General features: G+C 31.6%; 34 protein-coding genes and 2 tRNA genes. 8 read left to right on the top strand and 28 right to left on the bottom strand.

The window, feature by feature from the left end:
* Positions 1–5: 5 nt before the first annotated feature.
* From secY to rsmA, 24 genes are all read right to left on the bottom strand, one after another.
* On the bottom strand, positions 6–1,271 hold the full coding sequence (gene secY, locus AJN64_RS09090; RefSeq protein ID WP_002860827.1) for a preprotein translocase subunit SecY: 1,266 nt from the start codon (positions 1,269–1,271) through the stop codon (positions 6–8).
* Positions 1,271–1,663: a 50S ribosomal protein L15 gene (gene rplO, locus AJN64_RS09085; RefSeq protein ID WP_002851292.1), complete on the bottom strand. Its 393-nt coding sequence runs from the start codon at positions 1,661–1,663 to the stop codon at positions 1,271–1,273. The genes secY and rplO overlap by 1 nt, the downstream gene beginning before the upstream one ends.
* A 4-nt stretch (positions 1,664–1,667) precedes the next feature.
* Entirely contained in the window at positions 1,668–2,111 is a 444-nt protein-coding gene (rpsE, locus tag AJN64_RS09080; protein ID WP_002779428.1) for a 30S ribosomal protein S5, read from the bottom strand.
* A gap of 11 nt (positions 2,112–2,122) precedes the next feature.
* Positions 2,123–2,479 carry a 50S ribosomal protein L18 gene (gene rplR, locus AJN64_RS09075; RefSeq protein WP_002860829.1) on the bottom strand — a complete coding sequence of 119 codons (357 nt, stop codon included), beginning with the start codon at positions 2,477–2,479 and terminating at the stop codon, positions 2,123–2,125.
* 9 nt (positions 2,480–2,488) lie between these two features.
* A complete protein-coding gene (gene rplF / locus AJN64_RS09070; RefSeq protein ID WP_004305835.1) occupies positions 2,489–3,025 on the bottom strand; it encodes a 50S ribosomal protein L6 in 537 nt (178 codons plus the stop codon).
* A 78-nt stretch (positions 3,026–3,103) separates the two neighbouring features.
* The gene (rpsH, locus tag AJN64_RS09065; protein ID WP_002860830.1) at positions 3,104–3,499 is read right to left on the bottom strand and encodes a 30S ribosomal protein S8; all 396 of its coding nucleotides are present in this window, start codon (positions 3,497–3,499) and stop codon (positions 3,104–3,106) included.
* A 9-nt stretch (positions 3,500–3,508) separates the two neighbouring features.
* Positions 3,509–3,694, bottom strand: a complete 186-nt coding sequence (locus tag AJN64_RS09060; protein ID WP_002851478.1) for a type Z 30S ribosomal protein S14 — start codon at positions 3,692–3,694, stop codon at positions 3,509–3,511.
* Between the two features lies 1 nt (position 3,695).
* Positions 3,696–4,241 carry a 50S ribosomal protein L5 gene (gene rplE, locus AJN64_RS09055; protein ID WP_002851453.1) on the bottom strand — a complete coding sequence of 182 codons (546 nt, stop codon included), beginning with the start codon at positions 4,239–4,241 and terminating at the stop codon, positions 3,696–3,698.
* 3 nt (positions 4,242–4,244) lie between these two features.
* Entirely contained in the window at positions 4,245–4,478 is a 234-nt protein-coding gene (rplX, locus tag AJN64_RS09050; RefSeq protein WP_002779437.1) for a 50S ribosomal protein L24, read from the bottom strand.
* A complete protein-coding gene (gene rplN / locus AJN64_RS09045) occupies positions 4,478–4,846 on the bottom strand; it encodes a 50S ribosomal protein L14 (protein ID WP_002779438.1) in 369 nt (122 codons plus the stop codon). Before rplN ends, rplX begins: the two co-directional genes overlap by 1 nt.
* A complete protein-coding gene (rpsQ, locus tag AJN64_RS09040) occupies positions 4,846–5,097 on the bottom strand; it encodes a 30S ribosomal protein S17 (RefSeq protein ID WP_002851549.1) in 252 nt (83 codons plus the stop codon). Before rpsQ ends, rplN begins: the two co-directional genes overlap by 1 nt.
* Before the next feature lie 11 nt (positions 5,098–5,108).
* Positions 5,109–5,294 (bottom strand): 50S ribosomal protein L29, encoded by a 186-nt coding sequence (gene rpmC, locus AJN64_RS09035; RefSeq protein WP_002851566.1) that lies wholly within the window; start codon positions 5,292–5,294, stop codon positions 5,109–5,111.
* A complete protein-coding gene (gene rplP / locus AJN64_RS09030; protein ID WP_002779441.1) occupies positions 5,281–5,706 on the bottom strand; it encodes a 50S ribosomal protein L16 in 426 nt (141 codons plus the stop codon). The genes rpmC and rplP overlap by 14 nt, the downstream gene beginning before the upstream one ends.
* A 2-nt stretch (positions 5,707–5,708) precedes the next feature.
* A complete protein-coding gene (gene rpsC, locus AJN64_RS09025; protein WP_002851138.1) occupies positions 5,709–6,410 on the bottom strand; it encodes a 30S ribosomal protein S3 in 702 nt (233 codons plus the stop codon).
* Entirely contained in the window at positions 6,410–6,835 is a 426-nt protein-coding gene (gene rplV, locus AJN64_RS09020; RefSeq protein WP_004305840.1) for a 50S ribosomal protein L22, read from the bottom strand. Before rplV ends, rpsC begins: the two co-directional genes overlap by 1 nt.
* Before the next feature lie 10 nt (positions 6,836–6,845).
* Complete coding sequence (gene rpsS, locus AJN64_RS09015; protein WP_002851509.1) at positions 6,846–7,127, bottom strand: 30S ribosomal protein S19; 282 nt, start codon at positions 7,125–7,127, stop codon at positions 6,846–6,848.
* A 1-nt stretch (position 7,128) separates the two neighbouring features.
* Positions 7,129–7,959, bottom strand: coding sequence for a 50S ribosomal protein L2 (rplB, locus tag AJN64_RS09010; protein WP_052949462.1), 831 nt, complete (start codon positions 7,957–7,959; stop codon positions 7,129–7,131).
* Position 7,960: 1 nt separating this feature from the next.
* Positions 7,961–8,242 (bottom strand): 50S ribosomal protein L23, encoded by a 282-nt coding sequence (locus tag AJN64_RS09005; protein ID WP_002856384.1) that lies wholly within the window; start codon positions 8,240–8,242, stop codon positions 7,961–7,963.
* A 2-nt stretch (positions 8,243–8,244) separates the two neighbouring features.
* Complete coding sequence (gene rplD / locus AJN64_RS09000; RefSeq protein ID WP_070292900.1) at positions 8,245–8,859, bottom strand: 50S ribosomal protein L4; 615 nt, start codon at positions 8,857–8,859, stop codon at positions 8,245–8,247.
* Positions 8,856–9,431 carry a 50S ribosomal protein L3 gene (rplC, locus tag AJN64_RS08995; RefSeq protein WP_002779987.1) on the bottom strand — a complete coding sequence of 192 codons (576 nt, stop codon included), beginning with the start codon at positions 9,429–9,431 and terminating at the stop codon, positions 8,856–8,858. Before rplC ends, rplD begins: the two co-directional genes overlap by 4 nt.
* Before the next feature lie 9 nt (positions 9,432–9,440).
* A complete protein-coding gene (gene rpsJ, locus AJN64_RS08990; protein WP_002779353.1) occupies positions 9,441–9,752 on the bottom strand; it encodes a 30S ribosomal protein S10 in 312 nt (103 codons plus the stop codon).
* A gap of 200 nt (positions 9,753–9,952) precedes the next feature.
* A complete protein-coding gene (locus AJN64_RS08985; protein WP_002853086.1) occupies positions 9,953–10,714 on the bottom strand; it encodes a pseudouridine synthase in 762 nt (253 codons plus the stop codon).
* Between the two features lie 35 nt (positions 10,715–10,749).
* Positions 10,750–12,744 carry a ribonuclease J gene (locus tag AJN64_RS08980; RefSeq protein WP_079264877.1) on the bottom strand — a complete coding sequence of 665 codons (1,995 nt, stop codon included), beginning with the start codon at positions 12,742–12,744 and terminating at the stop codon, positions 10,750–10,752.
* The gene (gene rsmA, locus AJN64_RS08975; RefSeq protein WP_002937496.1) at positions 12,713–13,513 is read right to left on the bottom strand and encodes a 16S rRNA (adenine(1518)-N(6)/adenine(1519)-N(6))-dimethyltransferase RsmA; all 801 of its coding nucleotides are present in this window, start codon (positions 13,511–13,513) and stop codon (positions 12,713–12,715) included. Before rsmA ends, AJN64_RS08980 begins: the two co-directional genes overlap by 32 nt.
* A gap of 80 nt (positions 13,514–13,593) precedes the next feature.
* Here rsmA and AJN64_RS08970 point away from each other — a divergent pair, with 80 nt between their 5' ends.
* From AJN64_RS08970 to AJN64_RS08960, 3 genes are read left to right on the top strand one after another with little or no spacing between them, the layout of a single operon-like run.
* Positions 13,594–14,130 carry a purine-nucleoside phosphorylase gene (locus AJN64_RS08970; RefSeq protein WP_002859707.1) on the top strand — a complete coding sequence of 179 codons (537 nt, stop codon included), beginning with the start codon at positions 13,594–13,596 and terminating at the stop codon, positions 14,128–14,130.
* A 23-nt stretch (positions 14,131–14,153) separates the two neighbouring features.
* Positions 14,154–15,224: a 23S rRNA (adenine(2503)-C(2))-methyltransferase RlmN gene (gene rlmN / locus AJN64_RS08965; protein ID WP_053872656.1), complete on the top strand. Its 1,071-nt coding sequence runs from the start codon at positions 14,154–14,156 to the stop codon at positions 15,222–15,224.
* A complete protein-coding gene (locus AJN64_RS08960) occupies positions 15,221–15,319 on the top strand; it encodes a hypothetical protein (RefSeq protein WP_002869298.1) in 99 nt (32 codons plus the stop codon). The genes rlmN and AJN64_RS08960 overlap by 4 nt, the downstream gene beginning before the upstream one ends.
* Before the next feature lie 13 nt (positions 15,320–15,332).
* On the opposite strand, the gene AJN64_RS08955 is transcribed toward AJN64_RS08960, so the two are convergent.
* Positions 15,333–15,409, bottom strand: a tRNA-Met gene (locus AJN64_RS08955).
* Between the two features lie 134 nt (positions 15,410–15,543).
* On the opposite strand from AJN64_RS08955, the gene AJN64_RS08950 reads away from it, so the two are divergent.
* From AJN64_RS08950 to AJN64_RS08935, 5 genes are all read left to right on the top strand, one after another.
* Positions 15,544–15,631: transfer RNA gene (locus AJN64_RS08950), tRNA-Ser, on the top strand.
* A gap of 678 nt (positions 15,632–16,309) precedes the next feature.
* A complete protein-coding gene (locus AJN64_RS09850; protein ID WP_012006801.1) occupies positions 16,310–16,681 on the top strand; it encodes a glycosyl transferase family 90 in 372 nt (123 codons plus the stop codon).
* An 89-nt stretch (positions 16,682–16,770) separates the two neighbouring features.
* The gene (locus tag AJN64_RS09340) at positions 16,771–16,929 is read left to right on the top strand and encodes a hypothetical protein (protein WP_079729000.1); all 159 of its coding nucleotides are present in this window, start codon (positions 16,771–16,773) and stop codon (positions 16,927–16,929) included.
* Positions 16,930–17,138: 209 nt separating this feature from the next.
* Complete coding sequence (locus AJN64_RS08940; RefSeq protein WP_004305857.1) at positions 17,139–17,933, top strand: Fic family protein; 795 nt, start codon at positions 17,139–17,141, stop codon at positions 17,931–17,933.
* A 1-nt stretch (position 17,934) separates the two neighbouring features.
* Positions 17,935–18,324: a hypothetical protein gene (locus AJN64_RS08935; RefSeq protein WP_053872655.1), complete on the top strand. Its 390-nt coding sequence runs from the start codon at positions 17,935–17,937 to the stop codon at positions 18,322–18,324.
* A 95-nt stretch (positions 18,325–18,419) separates the two neighbouring features.
* Here the strand turns inward: AJN64_RS08935 and AJN64_RS08930 are convergent, their stop codons facing one another.
* The 3 genes from AJN64_RS08930 to AJN64_RS08920 all read right to left on the bottom strand — a co-directional run bounded on the left by AJN64_RS08930 (position 18,420) and on the right by AJN64_RS08920 (position 20,256).
* Positions 18,420–18,725 (bottom strand): hypothetical protein, encoded by a 306-nt coding sequence (locus AJN64_RS08930; protein ID WP_070209947.1) that lies wholly within the window; start codon positions 18,723–18,725, stop codon positions 18,420–18,422.
* 53 nt (positions 18,726–18,778) lie between these two features.
* Positions 18,779–19,060: a hypothetical protein gene (locus AJN64_RS08925; RefSeq protein WP_070209948.1), complete on the bottom strand. Its 282-nt coding sequence runs from the start codon at positions 19,058–19,060 to the stop codon at positions 18,779–18,781.
* Between the two features lie 500 nt (positions 19,061–19,560).
* A complete protein-coding gene (locus AJN64_RS08920; RefSeq protein WP_126265082.1) occupies positions 19,561–20,256 on the bottom strand; it encodes a hypothetical protein in 696 nt (231 codons plus the stop codon).
* Positions 20,257–20,271 lie beyond the last annotated feature (15 nt).

Raw genomic sequence — 20,271 nt, 5'->3', positions numbered from 1 at the left:
ATTTATTACAAACCTACTGCACTTAAAGTTTGGTATTTACTCATATAAATTTGAGCTTCAATTTTTCTCATTGTATCAAGCGCTACTTGAACTACAATAAGTACAGAAGTACCGCCAAAATGAAAAGGCACACCCATAAATTTCACCAAAACCCAAGGCAAGGTTGCAACAAGCCCTAAATAAATAGAACCTGATAAAGTTAAACGAGAAGCCACTTCATTAAGATAATTTGAAGTTCCTTCACCTGGACGAATTCCAGGGATAAAACCGCCTTGCTTTTTCAAATTTTCTGCTATGTCTTTAGCGTTAAATACAATAGAAGCATAAAAATAAGCAAAGAAAATTACAAACAAGAAAGTTAAAACATGAAACAAATAACCATTTGGATTTAAAAAGTCATTAATGGCTTGTAGATAAGGATTTGTACTAGTTTGTAAAATCGTTGTTGGAAACATCAAAATCGCACTAGCAAAAATCGGTGGAATAACTCCACTAAGATTGAGTTTAATAGGAATATAATTCATAATGCGTTTGTTTTGATTTTGCATTACAACTTTACGAGAATAAGAAATAGGAATTCTTCTTTCTCCAAGTTCTACATAAATAATCACGCCTATAGTGATTAAAATCAAAGCAAAAATTGCAAAAGCGGTTAAGAAATTCATCTCACCTGAATTAATTTGTCCTACAGTTCCTGAAATCGCTCTTGGAATACCTGAAACAATACCTGCAAAAATGATTAAAGAAATACCATTTCCTATACCTCTTTGTGTAATTTGTTCGCCAAGCCACATTAAAAGCATAGTTCCTGCAAGCATAGAAATAGCACAAAGTGCGATAAACATATTTAAATCTTCCACCATTATAGCCCCTGCGCCACCACGACCATGTAAGCTTTGCAAACCTATAGCAACGCCTATACTTTGAACCAAAGTAATCACAATAGTCGCATAACGGATAATTTGCATATATTTTTGCATACTATCACGCTCTTTTTTCATCTTACCAATATTTGGAAAAGTTGCTGCAAGAAGCTCCATAATAATAGAAGCAGTAATATAAGGCATAATACCTAAAGAAATGATAGAAAAGCGTTCAGCCGCTCCACCACTAAAAACATTAAATAAACCCAAAGCATTGTTTTGATTGTTATTAAAAAATTCCGCAATCACATCAGCATTGACGCCAGGAACTGGCACATAAGCCAGAACCCTATAAGCAAACAAAAATGCTAAGGTGATTAAAATCTTATTCGTCAATGCTCTATTCATTATTTTGATCCGGTGACGCTAATATTCTCGTCTTTGATTTTTGATACTAAATCTTTTGCACTTGCACCAATTAATTTGATTTTATTCACAGATTTTGAAATTTTGTGAACACTTTTAATACTCTCAAATGTAATTTCACTAAGCTCTTTTACAGCTGTGATTTTTTCAACATTGATCACATAAGGTTTTTGAATTTTAGAAGTAAAACCTACTTTTGGTAGTCTTCTTTGAAGCGGTTGTTGACCCCCTTCAAAACCTCTTTTTTCATTATAACCTTTTCTAGCAGTTTGACCTTTACCCCCTTTAGTAGCAGTCTTACCCATGCCAGAACCTTGACCACGGCCAATTCTTTTAGTTTTATGCGTTGAACCCGCTGCTTTTGTTAAATTCATCTTCTTATCCTTTTAACATTGTTAAAGCTTTGATTGTAGCACGAACCACATTAGCTGAATTATTTGAACCCAAAGACTTGGTTAAGATGTCTTTAATACCTGCAAGTTCCACGATAGGGCGTGTAGAACCACCTGCGATAACTCCTGTACCTTCACTAGCTGGTTTAAGTAAAATTCTACTTGCATTATATTTTACCTCTACATCGTGAGCGATAGTTGAGCCTTTAGTTTTAACTTCAACGATATTTTTAAACGCATCGTCAACAGCTTTACGGATAGCATCTGGAACTTCCTTAGCCTTACCATAACCAACACCTACTAAACCTTTGCGGTTTCCAACGATAACTAAAGCAGTAAATCTAAATCTTCTACCACCTTTAACAACCTTAGTAACTCTGCCGATATCGACGATTACTTCTTCAAATTCTTCTCTATTATATTTTTCCATCGATTTACCCCTTATAGCCTAATGCCATTTTCTCTTAAAGATTCAGCCAAAACTGCAATAACACCATGATATACATAACCATTTCTATCAAAAACAGCTTGTTCTATCTTTTTAGCTTTTAAAGTTTTAGCAAATTCAGCAGCGATTTTTTTAGCGCCTTCTTTATTTGCTTTAACGCCAAGTTTGCGTCCATCAACTGCTGCTAAAGTTACAGCTTTTGCATCATCAATCGCTTGGATATATAGAGTTCTGTTCGATTTAAATACAGAAATTCTTGGAAAATTTTCACAACCTGAAATTTTCGCTCTAATTCTTTTTTTTCTTTTGATTCTTAAAGTTAGTTTTCTTTTTAATACATTTGCTCTCATATTCTACCCTTACTTCTTAGATGTCTTACCAGCTTTGCGGATAATGCGTTCATCAGAATACTTAACGCCTTTTCCTTTATATGGCTCTGGTGGTCTAAATTCACGAATTTGAGCAGCAACTTGACCTACAACTTGTTTATCACTTCCTTTAACTGTAATAGTATTTTTATCCACTACAATTTCAATTCCTTCTGGAATATCATAATTAATAGGATGAGAAAAACCAAGGCTTAGTTCTAAAACTTTACCTTTTAAAGCTGCTTTATAACCAACTCCATTGATTTCAAGAGTTTTTGAAAAACCTTGAGTTAAACCTACAACGATATTGTAAGCTAAAGCTCTGTAAGTTCCCCAATAAGCTCTACTTTGTCTATCTTCACCTTTTGGAGAAAAAAGAATATTATTATCTTTAATCTCAACATTTACATTTGCTTTAGTATCAAGTTCTTTTGCCAAATTTCCTTTTTTAAATTTAAGCAAATTTCCTTCTAATTTTACTTCTACTCCTGCTGGAATAGCAATCGGTTGTTTACCTATACGAGACATATTTTTCCTTTTTATTTGTCTAGGATATTTCTACTTTTTTAAAAGAATGGATACCCAATGCCATAAAAAGCAGATTTTTTACCAAATAGTACATAAAATTTCGCCGCCAACACCTGCTTTATAAGCTTCATCATTAGCTAAAACGCCACGACTTGTGCTAACTACGATAGTACCATAACCGTTTTTAAAACGCTTGATTTCATCTTTACCTTTATAAACACGACGACCAGGCTTAGAAATTCTTTTAAGCTCATTGATAACACTCTTACCTTTTTCATCGTATTTTAAAACTACATTGATAAATTTCTTTTTATCTTCTTCAATAACATTAAAACTCTCAATATAGCCCTTAGCTTGAAAAATTCCAACTAAAGCTTCTACAACTTTAGAATGTAAAAGCTTGGTTGTTTCAAGCTTTCTCATTCCTGCATTTCTGATACGAGTGAGTGAATCTGAAATAATATCATTTATCATATTTTATCCTTACCAACTTGCTTTCTTAAGGCCTGGAATCAAACCTTCATTGCCCATTTTTCTTAAGCAAACTCTGCAAATTCCAAAATCTCTATAAACCGAATGCGGACGCCCACAAATTTGGCATCTCGTATAAGCTCTAACCTTAAATTTAGGCTTGCGTGCCGCTTTTGCAATCATTGATTTTTTAGCCATCTTACTTTCCTTTTGTAAATGGCACACCGATAAGTTCTAATAACTTTTGTGCCTGTTTGTCATTTTGTGCTGTTGTAACTATAGAAATATTCATACCATGAGTTCTTAAAATTTTATCATACTCCACTTCTGGGAACATCAACTGCTCATCAAGACCGAAGTTATAGTTTCCGCGTCCATCAAAACCATCTCTACTTAAACCTCTAAAGTCTTTCACCCTTGGCAAAGCAATAGAGATTAATTTATCAAGAAAAGCATACATATTTTCTTTTCTTAAAGTTACCATTACACCCACAGGAAAACCTTCGCGAACTTTAAATCCTGCAACTGATTTTTTAGCTTTAGTAATCACAGCCTTTTGTCCTGCAATTAAAGAAATAGTATCTGCAACATTTTGCAATACTTTTTGATCTTTAGCCAACTCACCAGCACCTACGCTGATAACTACTTTTTCGATCACAGGGATAAGCATAGGATTTTTAATATCAAATTCTTTAACCAATGCAGGTTTAATGCTTTGATTGTATTTTTCTTTTAATCTCATCATCGCTTACTCCTGAACTTTTGCCACATTGGAAATATCCATTGGCATTTCTTTATTGATAAAACCACCATTTGGGTTTTTCTCACTCGGCTTAATAGCTTTTTTAGCGATTTTACATCCTTCAACTACCACTTTAAGTGTTTTTGGATATACCGCTAAAACTTTACCTGTTTTACCTTTATCATCGCCTGTGATAACCTTAACGCTATCACCTTTTTTGATTTTTAATTTAACCGCCATTATAATACCTCCGGTGCTAGTGAAACGATTTTCATAAAGCCACCATATCTAACTTCTCTGCCCACTGGCCCAAAGATACGAGTTCCGATAGGCTCTCTTTTGTTGTCAAGAATAACCGCAGCATTTTCATCAAAACGAATCAAAGAACCATTATCTCTATGAATTTCTTTTTTAGTTCTAACGATAACCGCTTTTACCACTTGACCTTTTTTAACTTTTCCATTTGGTAAAGCTTTTTTAACAGATGCAACGATTACATCACCTACGGTAGCGTATCTTCTTTTGCTACCCCCTAAAACCTTGATACACATTAATTCTTTTGCACCGCTATTATCAGCAACTGCAAGTCTTGTAAAACTTTGAATCATTACTCAACTCCTGTAGCTAATACAGATTTTAAGCGAAATGATTTTCTTTTTGAAAGTGGTCTGCATTCTACTGCAACAACAGTATCACCCACTTTAACTTCATTTCTCTCATCATGAATTAGATATTTTTTAAAGCGTTTAACAATTTTTCTATATCTTGGATGAACCACTTTTCTTTCAACCAAAACACTTGCGGTTTTTTCACCAGCGATTTTAACAACAACGCCTTGAATTTCTCTTTTAAATGCCATTTTCTCTATCCTTATCTTAAAGCGTTAATTGCTGTATTTATTCTAGCAATGTCTTTTTTTACTTGGCTAATCTCTTTTGGATTAGTAAGTTGCATTGTTTTTAGCTTTTGTTTTAAAGTGAATAAAAGCACCTTTTTTTCTTTTAGCATTGTTGCAAGCTCAGCTGCTGTTTTATCTTTAATCTCAGTATATTTCATTTTGGCTCTCTCTTGTAACAAACTTAGTTTTAAATGGAAGTTTATGCATAGCTAAAGTCAATGCTTCTCTTGCCATTTCTTCGCTTACTCCTGCCATTTCATAAATGATACGGCCTGGCTTGATATTCATTACCCATTCCTCAACAGCACCTTTACCTTTACCCATACGAGTTTCTAAAGGTTTTTTTGTCAAAGGCTTATCTGGGAAAACTCTAATCCAAGTTTTTCCTTGTCTTTTAACAAAACGAGTTAAAGCAATACGCGCTGCTTCGATTTGGCGTGAGTTAATGCGTCCTGCTTCAGTTGCTTTTAATGCAAATTCACCAAAAGTAAATTCTGTTCCACGATTAGCATAACCTCTGTTACGCCCTTTCATCATTTTGCGATATTTAGTTCTTTTTGGCATTAACATGATTATTTACCCCTTCTTGTGCGTCTTGGCTTTTTAGCTGGAGCACTTTCTTCAGTTTTTTCAGGTTGCATACCTTTGTGTAATACCTCACCTTTAAAGATCCATACTTTAACCCCTATGTTTCCATAAGTAGTTCTAGCTTCTGCAAAACCATAATCGATTTTTGCTCTTAAAGTATGAAGTGGAACGCGTCCTTCAAGATACCATTCTGTTCTTGCCATTTCAGCACCGCCTAAACGACCAGAAACTGAAACTTTAATCCCTTTAGCGCCTGCTTTTTGCGCGCCTTGAATTACTTTTTTCATTGCTCTTCTAAAAGCAATTCTTTTTTCAAGTTGAGTTGCAACACTTTCAGCAGCAAGTTGAGCTGAAGCTCCTGCTTTTCTTTCTTCTTTGATATTGATATTTACATCTTTACCGATTAAATCTTGCAATTCTTTTCTTAAATTATCAACATCACTACCTTTTTTACCGATGATGATACCTGGTCTTGCAGCAACTACAGTAACGCGAAGTTTTTTAGCAGTTCTTTCTACTAAAATTTGACTAATTCCTGCGTAATAAAGTTTTCTTTTTAAGAAAGCTCTGATTTTGTAATCTTCACCGATATTTTCTACTAAATTTGCTTTAGTTGGAAACCATCTTGATTCCCAGTTTCTATTGATTCCTAGTCTTAGACCAATTGGATTAACTTTTTGTCCCATTAGCTTTCCTTTTTCGCTGTTGCTTTTTTAGTGCTTGTTGTTTTTTTAGCTGGAGCTTTTGTTGTAGTAGTTTTTTTAGCTACTGCTTTTTTCTCTTCAGCTTTCACTTCTGCTTTTGCCACTTCTACTAAAATATGTGAAGTTGGTTTTCTAATACGACTTGCACTTCCTCTAGCTCTTGGTCTAAATCTTTTCAACACCGCAGCTGCATCCACGCGACAACTTTTTACAACCACTTCGTTTGCTTCAAAGCCACCATTTGCTACTGCACTTGAAATTGCGTTTGCGATATATTTTGCACCTTTATTTGGCATAAATTTTAAACTAGCCATAGCTAATTCTGCATTCATCCCCTGAACTTCCCTAGCAATCAATCTTGCTTTAGTTGGAGATAATCTTATGAATTTAATTAATGCTTTACTCATATCTTATCCCTTACTTACCAATTTTCTTTTGCACAGAGCCTTTATGCCCTTTAAATGTGCGTGTTGGAGCAAATTCACCAAGCTTATAACCGATATGATTTTCAGTAATATAAACTGGAATAAAGCTTTTACCATTATGAACATTAAATGTAAGTCCTATCATATCAGGAGTAATTGTGCTTCTTCTTGACCAAGTTTTAATTGGTTTATTATCATTAGCCTTTTTAGCAGCGATGACTTTTTTCATTACATGATCATCAACAAAAGGACCTTTTTTTAGTGATCTAGCCATCTTACTTTCCTTTTCTTCTTGAAATTATTAGCTTATCGCTAGCTTTTTTACGACGAGTTTTCGCACCTTTGGTTGGTTTACCCCATGGAGTTACTGGATGACGGCCTGAATTTTTCTTACCTTCACCCCCACCGTGTGGGTGATCTACTGGGTTCATTGCAGAACCACGAGTTTGCGGGCGGATACCTCTATGGCGATTTCTACCTGCTTTACCGATAGTTACGTTAGCCCATTCTTCATTTCCAACTTCGCCGATACTTGCCATACATTCAGCTAAAACTTGTCTCATTTCGCCACTTGCAAGTCTTAAAATAACATATTTTTCTTCTTTACCCATAAGTTGTGCATAAGCACCCGCAGAACGGATCATTTGACCGCCTTTACCTGGTTTTAACTCAACATTATGAACAATAGTACCCACAGGAATGTTTTTAAGCTTCATTGCATTACCTGGTTTAATATCAAGTCCGCTTTCAGCAGCTACAACGATATCGCCAACGCTTAATCCACGTGGTTGAAGAATATATCTTTTTTCCCCATCTTTATAAGCAATCAAAGCAATTCTACAATTTCTATATGGATCATACTCGATTGCTTCTACTTTGCCTTCTATACCGAATTTACGACGTTTAAAATCAATAATTCTGTAAAGTTTTTTAGCACCCGCTTCTTTATGACGACTTGTAATTCTTCCATAGCTGTTACGACCTGCGTGTGCTGGAAGTTTAACAAGTAGTGAGCGTACACTTGGTTTAGCTGTAATATCTTCAGAACTTAAACCTGTGATATATCTTCTACTTGGAGTATATGGTTTATAAGTTTTAATTGCCATCTTAAGCCTCCGTATTTTCTAAGCTAACACCTTCAGGTAGCTTAACATAGAATTTTTTATAATCGTTTCTTTGACCTAAACGACCTCTAAAACGCTTAACTTTTCCATCCATTCTTAAGGAATTGATGCTTTTTGGAGTTACACCAAAATACTCTTTTAAAACCGCTTTTAAACCTGTTTTAGTCATTTTTGGCGAAGTTTGAATAACTACGACACCTTGCTCTTGCAAATTCAAACTTTTTTCTGTGTAAAGTATAGTCTTTATATCAGTAATATCTGCCATAATTATCCCTCTTTTATAATAGATTCTAACGCTGATTTTTCCATAATAACAGCATTAAATACAGATACTAAATAAGCATTTACTTCGCTTACATCAACTACATAGCAATTTGCTAAATTTCTGTAAGCTAAAAGTGTTTTTTCATCTAGTAAATCTTTAACGATTAAAGCATCTTTGACGCCAAGTTTTTTAATCACAGCGTTTGCATCTTTTGTTTTACCACTTTCAATAGCCAAAGAATCAGCAGTAAATAACACACCTTTAGCTGCTTTATCTGCTAAAGCTCTTTCAAGCGCCAATCTTTTTTGTTTTTTATTTACTTTTTGAAAGTAGTTTCTTTCATTTGTTGGACCAAAAGCAACCGCACCGCCTACCCAAACGTTAGTTCTTGTTGAACCCGCTCTAGCACCGCCACGACCTTTTTGTCTCCAAGGTTTTTTACCACCACCACTTACATCACTTCTACCTTTAGTATGAGCTGTATTTGCTCTTAAACTTGCAAGGTAAGATTTTACATACAAGTAAAGATTGTGTGGATTTACTTCCGCATATTTTGAAGGTAAATCAAGTTCACCTGCTTTTTCTAATTTATCATTTAAAACAACTACTTTACTCATTTTGCAATCCTTATTTTACCCATAGCACCATTATAACCTGGTACTGCACCTTTAACTACTAAAATTTTATTTTCAGCATCATAAGATACAACTTCGTTTTTAACGGTCACTTTAGTATTTCCATAGTGTCCTGCCATTTTCATACCTGGTTGAACACGACCTGGCCATTCTCTATTACCAATAGATCCGTGGCGTCTGTGAAATCTAGAACCGTGACTTGCTGGACCCCCTGCGAAGTTATGTCTTTTCATAACACCGCTATAACCTCTACCTTTAGTGTTAAAGCTTACTTTTAAAATTTTTGCTTCATTTAATGGAGTTTCATCTAAATCTCCTGCTTCAGTATTTGCTACTTCTAAAGTCGCAAATCTATTGTATTCTGCAGAAAGATTATACTTTTTTTGTTGTCCTGCGACACATTTATTACTTGCTTTACCTTTTGGATATGCTACTAAAGCCTTTCCGCCTTCAACTTCACATACTTTTGCATTTACAACTCTTAGTAAAGTTACAGCGATACTTGGATTAGTAATTGTTCTACTCATTCCGATTTTTTCTACAATATATTCCATATCTTATCCTTACTTACCCATAGCTCTTACTTCAACGCTTACTTCTGGCGCTAAATCAAGCTTAGTTAAAGAATCAACTGTATCTGGAGTCGCTGCTACTATATCTAGCATACGCGCGTGAATTCTTATCTCAAACTGCTCACGAGAATCTTTGTTAATGTGTGGAGATTTTAAAACTGTATAGCGTTTGATTTTAGTAGGCATTGGTATCGGACCTCTGATATCCGCACCTGTTCTTTTAACAGCTTCTACGATTGCTGCAACTGTTCTGTCTAGTACTCGATGGTCATAAGCTTTTAGCTTAAGCCTAATTCTTTCCATAATATTTCCTTTAAAAAGAACTCGTTAGTTAAAAACTAACCAATTTATAAAAATTGAAATGAGAGTATATAAAATCTTGTTTTCAAAGTCAAGGAATTTGATGAAATTTTTCTATTATTTTCCTTTTAAAAAGGATAATAATAATAGAATTTTTAGAATTTAAAAATTATCATTATTTTTTAAATTTTTGTATATAATGATCAATATCTTATTTCATTAAATTTCAAAAAATCTCTTAATTTTTCATATTCGCCATTTTCTAAATAACGGTGTTTTCCCGCCTTTAACATACCAAGATCTAAAGCCCCAAAAGCAACACGCTTAAGATCCATAACCTCAAGATCAAAATGTCCAAAAAAGCGTCTAAGCTCTCTATTTTTACCTTCATTTATAACCACTCTAAGCTTAGTATAGCCTCCACTTGATCCAAAAATTTCAAAGTCTATAAAAGGAGCAAAACTCATAGAGGTAATTTTAGTTTTTGCATGCGCGCCTTTTTTTTCATTTTTAATCTCAAGTCCATTTTGCATGGCTTCGATGACTTGTTTGCTCACCGTGCCTTTAACTTTAAGGTAGTATTCTCTTTCTAAATCGCTATGCATTAAAGCATCGGCAATCACAGGAGAATCTGTAAGCAAAAGTAAGCCTTCACTTGCATAATCCAGCCTGCCTACGCTAAGCCAAGTACTAAATTGTCTTGGCAAGGTATCATATATAGTTTTTCTTCCACGATCGTCTTTTTTACTGACAATTTCACCTTTTTGTTTATGGTAGATTATCACGCTAAATTGCGTTCTTTTTTGTACTCTTTTACCTTTAACAAAAACTTTATCATCAAATTTAACTTCATCGCTTAAAAGGGCAATTTTGTTGTTTATTTTTACTAAGCCTTGTTTGATAAGTTCATCGGCTTCACGGCGTGAATAGCGGGTGTTATGGGATATAAATTTATTAATTCTCATTTGATCTTCCTTAAAAAGGGCGTTTTTGCCCTTTTTTACATTACAAAAATAGTTGGAACTATGGTTGGGTATTTTTTAATCTTTCTAAAGATGTGTTTTCTTAAAACTTGGCGGATTTGATTTTCTAAAAATCTTGGATCATTGAGTACTTCATCTTTAACATTGATGAAAAATTGTCCTAAAACTTCAGCCATATCTTTGCTAAAAGCATGATCGTGTTTGTCAGCTACTAGCCCATAGCTAAATACTCTTGGTTTGTTGATCAGTGTTTTTGTAGCTTTGTCAATTTGTGCGATAATAACTACTATACCACTATCTGCAAGTTTTTGGCGATCTATAACTACATCATCGGCGATTTGTTTGTTGATTTGATTATCTACAAAAACTTTACCTGTTTTTACGGTTTTTATGCGTTTGACATATTTTTGGCAAAGTTCTACTTGATCGCCATCACTCATAAGATAAATATTTCTTTCAGGGATACCGCACTTCATTGCTGTTTCTTTGTGTTTGGTGATATGGTTGTATTCCCCATGAACCGGTAAGAAAAATTTAGGTTTAGTAAGAGTTAGCATAAGCTTTTGCTCTTCTATACTAGCGTGTCCGCTTACATGAATTTCACTAAATTCTTGATACGCTACTTTAGCTCCTGCTTTTAAAAGATAGTCAAGCACTGCAGAAACGCTTGCTTCATTTCCTGGTATAGCTTTAGCTGAAATGATTACTTGATCTGTAGGCTTAATCTTTATAAATTTATGCTCATCTGTTGCCATTCTATAAAGCGCACTCATAGTTTCACCTTGACTTCCTGTAGTTACGATAAGCACTTCATTGTCTTTATATTTGCTTACTTCATCAGCATCAATGAAAATTTTTCTATCAAGTTTGATATAGCCTAATTCCATAGTAGTATAAAGATTTCTTTCCATAGAACGACCGATCACACAAACTTTTCTACCGTATTTTAAACCATAAGTGATAGCTTGATAAACGCGGTGGATATTAGAACTAAAAGTACTCATGATCACCCTGCCTTTGGTACGTGCAAAGATTTGATCAAAAGTTGGCCCTACGGAGCTTTCACTTTTTGTATAACCTTCTTTGTACGAATTTGTACTATCGCTTAAAAGACATAAAACCCCTTCTTCTCCATAATGTGCCAAACGTCCTAAGTCTGTTGGATAGCCATCGATTGGAGTTTGATCAATTTTAAAATCACCTGTGTGGATAATCGTTCCTGCTTTTGTTTTGATCGCAAGTGCTGAAGCATCAATGATAGAATGCGTGATGTGGATCCACTCTATATCAAATTCACCTATTTCATAAACTTTACGTTTTTCTACAGGACGAAACCATTTGCGTTCTGCTTTTAAGCCATGTTCTTCAAATTTGTTTGAAATCATTCCTAAAGCCAAAGGTGTAGCGTAGATAGGAAATTGAAATTCTTTAAAGAAATAAGGCACCGCACCGATATGATCTTCGTGTGCATGAGTGATCACTATACCGCGAATTTTATCTTTAATTTTTCTTACATAGTCAAAATCAGGGATGATAATATCTACCCCATGCATAGTCCCATCTGGAAAACTCATACCTATATCTACTATAATTGCGTCTTTATTGGTTTCAAAAACACTGATATTTCCACCGATTTCTCCTAAGCCTCCTAAAGGAGTGATGCGGATTTTATGTTCGCTAGAATTATTATATTTTAAGGGGTGTAAGCGGTTTTCATGTGAAACACGGTTAGCTTCTATACATTCTGCAAGAGCGATTTGCCAATCTTCATTGCCTGTGAGTTTTGAAGGAAGATTACGATTTTTCTTCTTTTTTTTCTCAGTTTTATTTTCTGAGTTTTCAGAATTTTCCTTGTTAGAATTTTGATCGATTTTTGGAGTATCGTTTTCATTTTGCAAAGAATCAGCTAATTTTTTTCTACGATTTTTATATTTATAGCGTTTATTGTTTTTTGAATTTGAGTTCGGATTTTGTTCATTTTTATTTATCTCTTTGTTTTCGTCCATATTCATCCTTTAATTTGTCATAAATTTTAAGGTATGAATCAACGCAAATTTCATGTGGTCTGATGTTTTCTTTTAAGCCAAGAGTGCTTAAAACTTCTAAAACTTTTGCTTTATATGTTTTTAAATTTCCTAAGAGTTGTTTTCTAGGAGCTTTAAAACAGTCTTTTAGAAAATTTTTGAAATTTTCTATTTCGCAAAGTTCATCAAAATCCTTAGTTTTAATCAAACTCATCACCGCTGACATAACTTTTGGCGGCGGATTAAAACATTGTGGATCAACATCAAAAAGCATTTTTCTTTCGCAAATCATTGCACTTAAAACACCTAAGGAAGAAAACTCACTATTTCCTTCTTTAGCGCAGAATTTTTCAGCCATTTCTTTTTGCACCATTACAATAAGCCCTAGACAATTTTTATCTTCTAAAGCTTTTAATATAATGTGACTTGCAACATAATAAGGCAAATTTGCAACCAAAAAATATGGTTTTTCATCAAGACTAGGATTAAAAGCTTCGCTTGCGTCTTGATGGATCAAGTTAAATTTTCCACATTCAAGTTCTTTTTGAAATTTCTTTTTTAAAATAGGTATGAGATCATTATCGATTTCATAAGCTTTTACTTGAGAAATTTTTAAAAGTTCTTGCGTTAAATCACCTAAGCCAGGCCCAATCTCAATGATATTGTTCATCTCTTTGGGTATGGCTTGGATGATTTTTGCTAATACGCTTTTATCGATTAAAAAATTTTGTCCGTATTGTTTTTTTGCTTTAACCATAAGAAATAATTTTATCTAAAAATTCTTAATTAAGTCTTTTTAGGTAGAATTATTTTTTGTAAAATTTCATAAGGATCAAAATGATTGTTTGTGCGGGTGGAAATGAAAATTTTTCTTTTGCAAAAGCTATAGGCATAGGTTTGGTTGAATCAGCTTTTCATTTGAGTCAACTTTGCTTCAAAGAAAAACCATCAAAACTTATATTTATAGGAACTTGTGGGCTTTATGATAAGGGAGAGATTTTAGAAATTTATAGAAGTTCGCACGCTTTTAATGTAGAATTTTCTAAAATTTCACATGCATTTTATACTCCTGCAAAATATGAAATTTGCTTAGAAAAAGAAAATGTTTCTCGTGAAACAATAAAAATCAATTCTTCAAATTATATTTGTCAAAATTCAAAAGCAGCAAAAGAATTTTCAAAATTAGGTTTTTTTGCAGAAAATATGGAAGCCTTTTCTGTTTTGAGCGTAGCTAAAAATTTAAATATTGATGCAGAGTGTATTTTGTGTGCAACAAATTTTTGCAATGAAAACGCTCACGAAGATTTTATAAAAAATCATCAAAAGGCAAAAGAAAAATTAGAAGAATACTTAAAAAAATATCATTATATTTAAAAATTCAAAAAAGGAAAATAATTTTGAAAGAGCTTGTTAATATTTTAGATTTTTTACCTGAAGAATTAGGAGAAAAAATCAAACCGATGTTTCGCGTGAAACAAATTTATCAATGGATTTATCAAAAATACGCCAATAATTTTTCCGATATGTCAAGTTTATCAAAAGATCTACGTTTAGAACTTGCGCAAAATTTTCATTTCTCTCCTGTAAAATGTGTTAAAAATGAGCAAAGTAAAGATGGAAGTATAAAATATCTTTTTGAACTCGTTGATGGTTTAAGGGTAGAAAGTGTGCTTTTGCCTATGAAAAAAGAAAAAATAGACGCAGAAGGCAAAAGAATTTCTCATGCAAGATACACTATCTGTGTTTCTTCTCAAGTGGGTTGTAAAAGTGGATGTAGTTTTTGTCTTACTGCCAAGGGTGGTTTGAAAAGAAATTTAAGCGCAGGGGAGATAGTCGGACAAATTTTATGGATCAAAAAACAAAATAATATCCCTTATGAACGCCGTGTAAATATAGTATATATGGGTATGGGCGAGCCTTTGGATAATCTTAAAAATGTTTCTAAAGCGGTAAAAATTTTAGCACAAAATGAGGGGCTTGCCATAAGTCCCCGCCGTCAAACCATCAGCACTAGTGGTTTAGCAAAACAAATCAAAGAATTAGGTCAAATGAACTTAGGTGTTTTACTTGCTATATCATTGCACGCGGTTAATGATGAGCTTCGAACCGAACTTATGCCTATCAATAAAGCTTATAATATCGCTGCGATTATGGATGCGGTGCGTGAATTTCCTATAGATCAAAGAAAAAGGGTGATGTTTGAATATCTTTTAATTGATGGTATCAATGATAAGCTTGAACACGCTAAAGAATTAGTCAAGCTTTTGAATGGTATTAAAGCCAAAGTGAATTTAATACTCTTTAATCCACATGAAGGAAGTTTATATAAACGCCCTAGTTTAGAAAATGTGATTAAATTTCAAGATTTACTCAGCAATAAAGGTGTAACTTGCACTATAAGAGAAAGTAAAGGGCTTGATATCTCAGCTGCTTGTGGACAGCTTAAAGAAAGGGCAAAAGAACAATGACAATGCTAGATATTTTTGAAATCGTTTTTATAACAGCTGTTGTGATTATAGGTTTTGGTGGAATTGTTTTTGTAGTAACAAAAGAAAAAAAATAATTATTACATTTAATGGTGTCAAGGGGGAGACTTGAACTCCCGACCTCCGGCTTATGAGACCAGCGCTCTAACCAGCTGAGCTACCCTGACTAAAATAAAAATATAATTATACTACTTTTTACTAAAAATTTTCTGATTTTTTTAAAAAATAATTTTATTTTCAATATTTAAAAAATTTCTTTATTTTTAAAGCTTTTATAGATATAATGAACGCTTTATTTCATAGACAGGTGTCCGAGCGGTTGAAGGAGCACGCCTGGAACGCGTGTAAAGTGCAAGCTTTCGAGGGTTCGAATCCCTTCCTGTCTGCCATTCTTATTTTTAATATTTAAAATACTATTGTTTTGTCAAAAGTTATTTTATTGTTTATAAATTATTAAATTTTTGATAAAATATTAAAAATTTTATTTATTAGGTTTTTTATAATGCTACAATCAAGACTTTTGATAAATTTAAAAGGAATGGGAATATCTTTTATACCAAGATATTTTTTTCAAATAAATTTAGATAAAAATACAATATTAAAGACTTAAAAGAAATACAAACTCGAGTTAAATATTATAATCAAATAGATGAATTTTTTACACCTACAGCAAAGGAAAAAATAGGAAAATTTCCTTTTAAAAGCACCTCTTATGCTTTTGATGCTTATGAAATCAGTAAATACTTTAAAGATGAATTTTTATGGAATAAAGAATTTGGCGATGTAAGACATACTTTTAAAGAAGCAACTATTTGCAAATCGAAATCTTTGGAAAATAATATAAATAATATTTTATTAAAACTTGATAAAAATAGGCACTTTTGCTTTTTAAAAGATAACATAAACTATGAAAATAAAAAGGATATAGCGATATTTAGAGGAGCAGTATATCAAAAACATCGAAAAGAATTTTTTGATTCTTATTTTGGTAGAACTTTTTGCGATATAGGAGATACTTCAAAACAACCTAGCCAATGGAAAAAAACTTTTTAAACAAAAAAGAACAAATGAAATATAAATTTATAATTTCTTTAGAGGGTAACGATGTAGCAAGCAACTTAAAATGGGCTATGAATTCTAATTCTTTAGTTTTAGCTCCAAAAATAACTTGCGAAACTTGGTTTATGGAAGGAACTTTAAAACCAAATTATCACTTTGCTTTGATTGATAATGAGAATTTGTCAGCAGTAATTGAATATTTTAAAAGTCGCCCAAAAGATGCATTGGAAATTATTAATAATGCTCATCAATATATTAAGAAATTTTTAGATAAGAAAAAAGAATTCCATATAGGAATTTTGGTTTTGACTAAATATTTTTATTATTCTAGACAACTTGAACTTAACAAAAAAAGAGATATTTTAGAATTAATCAAATAGTAAAATTACTCTCATTAATTCTCTAATTTTTCATAAAAAATAAATCTTTTTATACATTTATCACAGCTTATCATTTTTGGCAAAAATATATGGGTATTGTTAAATTTGGGAAAAATGGTTTTGTGCTTACATCGAATATAGATGAAGATGCGGAACAAGGTGGAGAAATAACTTATTATGAAAAATATTATTATAATTTTGAAATCGTAGGCAATATCTACGAAAACAAGGAGTTATTTAGAAGTTAAGGAGTGAAAATTTTATAATATAATACTATATAATATAATATTGATTATCTTTGGAATAAAAGGAGAAAAAAATGAATAACAAAAGAAAAGTTAGGGAATTTCTGTCTTATATGGAGAAATATCTGTTTTTTGTATTGGGATGGTTAAATTAATAGAAAAATTGATAAAATAAAAAAATATTCTATCATTATAAAAAATAGGAAAAGAAAATGAATTTAAAAGATGTTCTAAAGGAAATTGATATTCTAAAAGATTTTTTGAAAGAACACAAACTAGCTTTTGAAACTAAAAAATCACTAGAAGAAGATTTTAAATTAAGATATACAAATGATTCTAATGCAATCGAAGGAAATACACTTACCTTATTTGAAACAAAAGCAGTGCTTGAAGGTATGACTATTGCAGGAAAAAGTGTAAAAGAACACTTAGAAACCATAAACCATTCACATGCTATTGATTTTATGTTAGAACTTGCAAATGCTAATACAATTTTAAATGAATTTGATATTAAATCTTTACATCAAATTATTTTACAAACAATTGATATAAAGAATGCTGGAGTATATAGAAAGGCTAATGTAGTGATTAGCGGTGCAAAACATATTCCACCTGATTATTTGAGTATTGATTTTGAAATGAAAAACTTTTTAAATTGGTATGAGAATGAAGCACAAAATTTACACCCTATTATTAGAGCTTCAAGAATACATATTGACTTTGTTAGAATACACCCATTTATTGATGGTAATGGAAGAATGTCAAGGCTTTTAATGAATTATGAGCTTGTTAAAAATAATTATCCACCTATCAATATTAAGTATTCTTCAAAAGAAGAATACTTTCAAGCTTTGGAAGAAGCTTGTTATTATAAAAACTTTGAAAAATTTGACACAATAGTAATAAAAGAAGTTAAAAATGAACTAGAAAAAAGAAAACATTTCGCTCTAAAAAATGAAAAAAATGAATATCAAGAAAATTTAAAAGATAAAATAAGAAGGAACTAAAATGAAAAAAGAAAAAAGTTTGCATTTAATTATTTTTGGATTATCTTTAATTTTTATAGGTTGTGGAGAACCTAAACTTAAAGAATATACTTATAATTCAGAGCAAGGAAGTAAAGAAGGATATGAATTTGCACTTAAAAAAATTGATGAAGAGTATAAAACAAGTGGAAAGTATTCTTTAATTGATTTAAGCGAAATAAAAAATATTAAAACACTTAAAGAAAGAGATTATAATTTTCTTTTAAATTCACAAAAAGAATCTAAAAAAGAAATTGAAAATGGAAGATATGAATATGCTGATATAATGATTATAAATTATAATGATCATTATAGTATACTTAGCGTTGAGTGTAATTTGCGAAGGAAATTTTGTGATATTTCTGATAATTAAAATGTTTTTATGGGTTGAGTTGTGTTAATGCCTAACTCTTCAGCTTTTTTATCTAGTGTTTCTTTGAGTTTAGCATTTTTCGAAAAAACTTTTAATCACTTTCGATTAAAAGTTTCCATATCTTTCATAATAAGATGATAAATATATGTATTTAAAGGAAAACCTAAGCTGTCAGCTCTCTCTTGAAGGTATTCTTTCGTCTTATCGCTAATTCTTAATTGTATAAGATTGCTCCCCTTACTTTCTTTCTCTTCTACCATTTTCTTTTTATTCTTTTCTATATCTTTTTTTGTTGCGTTTGGATTTGTAATTTTAACATAGTTACTCTTTCCATATTTACAAATTCTTTTTTTTGTAAGTTCTAATTCTTTTAATTTTTTCTCAAATTTTATGTTTTCCATAAAAAATCAACTTTCTCATATTCTTTAAAATTTTCTTCAAAATATTTTTGTCCTTATTCTTTTGTTTCAAGGCTATATCCTGAAAAATCTATTTTTCTATCTTTGTCTTTTTCAAAGCTGATTATTGTGTAACATTGCTTGTTTTTTGTTACAAAGAAAAAATTATTATGAAGCACAAAAAAATCATATTTTCTTTTATTAAGATTGTATTTTTCTACCATTTCTTTTAAAAAATTTAAAAATACTTCTTCTGTAAGCTCCTTTTGTTCTTCTTTGTATTTTTTCATTAAGTAATCTGCTTCATCTAAAAAATTATAATAATCTATTTTTGTCATTTTCTTCTCCTTTGAAATTTATATTCTTTATTGGAATTTTCTTCTTTTATATTATTTTTGTTAAAATTAATAATGTGATTTACTACTTTTTCAATATCTTTTAAGCATAAATCTTCATCTAACTGAGTATTTATCCTACTTTTATTCCAAGAATGATTTTGATCAAAAAATATGATTTTAGTAATATTCTCGTCTTTTTCAAATAAATCAGTGTCAAATTTTTCTAAATAAATAGGGGCTTACAAACTTCATTTTTCAACTTATTAAAATCTAATTCTTGTTCGTGTTTTAAGCCAATATAGCCACAAAGCCATTGTCCTTTGTCATTTTGCATTAATAAATCCTTATCTTTTAATTCTTTTAGATTAGGATATTCAACTTTCAAAATAGTGTATGGAATGTCATTGATTTGTCCTTCTTTTCTTTCAAGTTCTATATATTTTTTTCATTTTATTTTCCATTTTATTCCTTTGTATATATTTGGTTTAGTTGAGATTTCTTTAAACAATATTTGCTCTCTTGTTTAAAGTGTTTTCCATACCTTGAGAAATCATTTCACTTTGTTTTCCATCAATACCTACTAATGATAAAGCCCATGAAGACCCTTTAATAATTAAATTCCACATAATTACCACTGAAGCAATTTTTGCAAATATAGTTAATAAGCCTGTGATTGCACCTATAATAAAGTTAGTGTGAAAATTATATACGCTAGTTTTAATTCCTGTAAATTGTTCTACAGAAACAAATAAGAAAAATTCGTCTACTAAAACATTTATAAATAATGATAAATATATAAAGAGAATAATTAATACGGGTTTTAAAAATATAGCCATGCCATTAATTAAGAATTCAATAATTTTATCCATTCTTTTAGTTGCTAAGGAGAAAGCTACAACGAATGGTGAAATATAAAAATATTTTATCAAAGAAACTAAATAAGATACAAATATTATAATAGAAGCTGTAGTGCAAACCAATAATGGTATTTTTTGAAAAGTCCATTCTATTAACATTATAGCTATAGCATATCCTGTAATTGTTGAGACAACTGTTCCTGTTATGTATCCAACGATAGCTCCACCTACTGTTCCTATGATTGGCACAGTAGAAGCTGCTGCTGCTTGAATTACAGCCATGAATTTTCCAGTATTTTCCATTACAAAATCTTTTATAGTTGAAGCTCCTGGTAACATCATCCATACTAATTT

The organism is Campylobacter sp. BCW_4332 (assembly GCF_001763175.1).
GTDB classification, from domain to species: domain Bacteria; phylum Campylobacterota; class Campylobacteria; order Campylobacterales; family Campylobacteraceae; genus Campylobacter_D; species Campylobacter_D jejuni.
The sequence above is the reverse complement of the archived record's forward strand: the minus strand, read 5'-3'. Positions and strand labels throughout refer to the sequence as shown.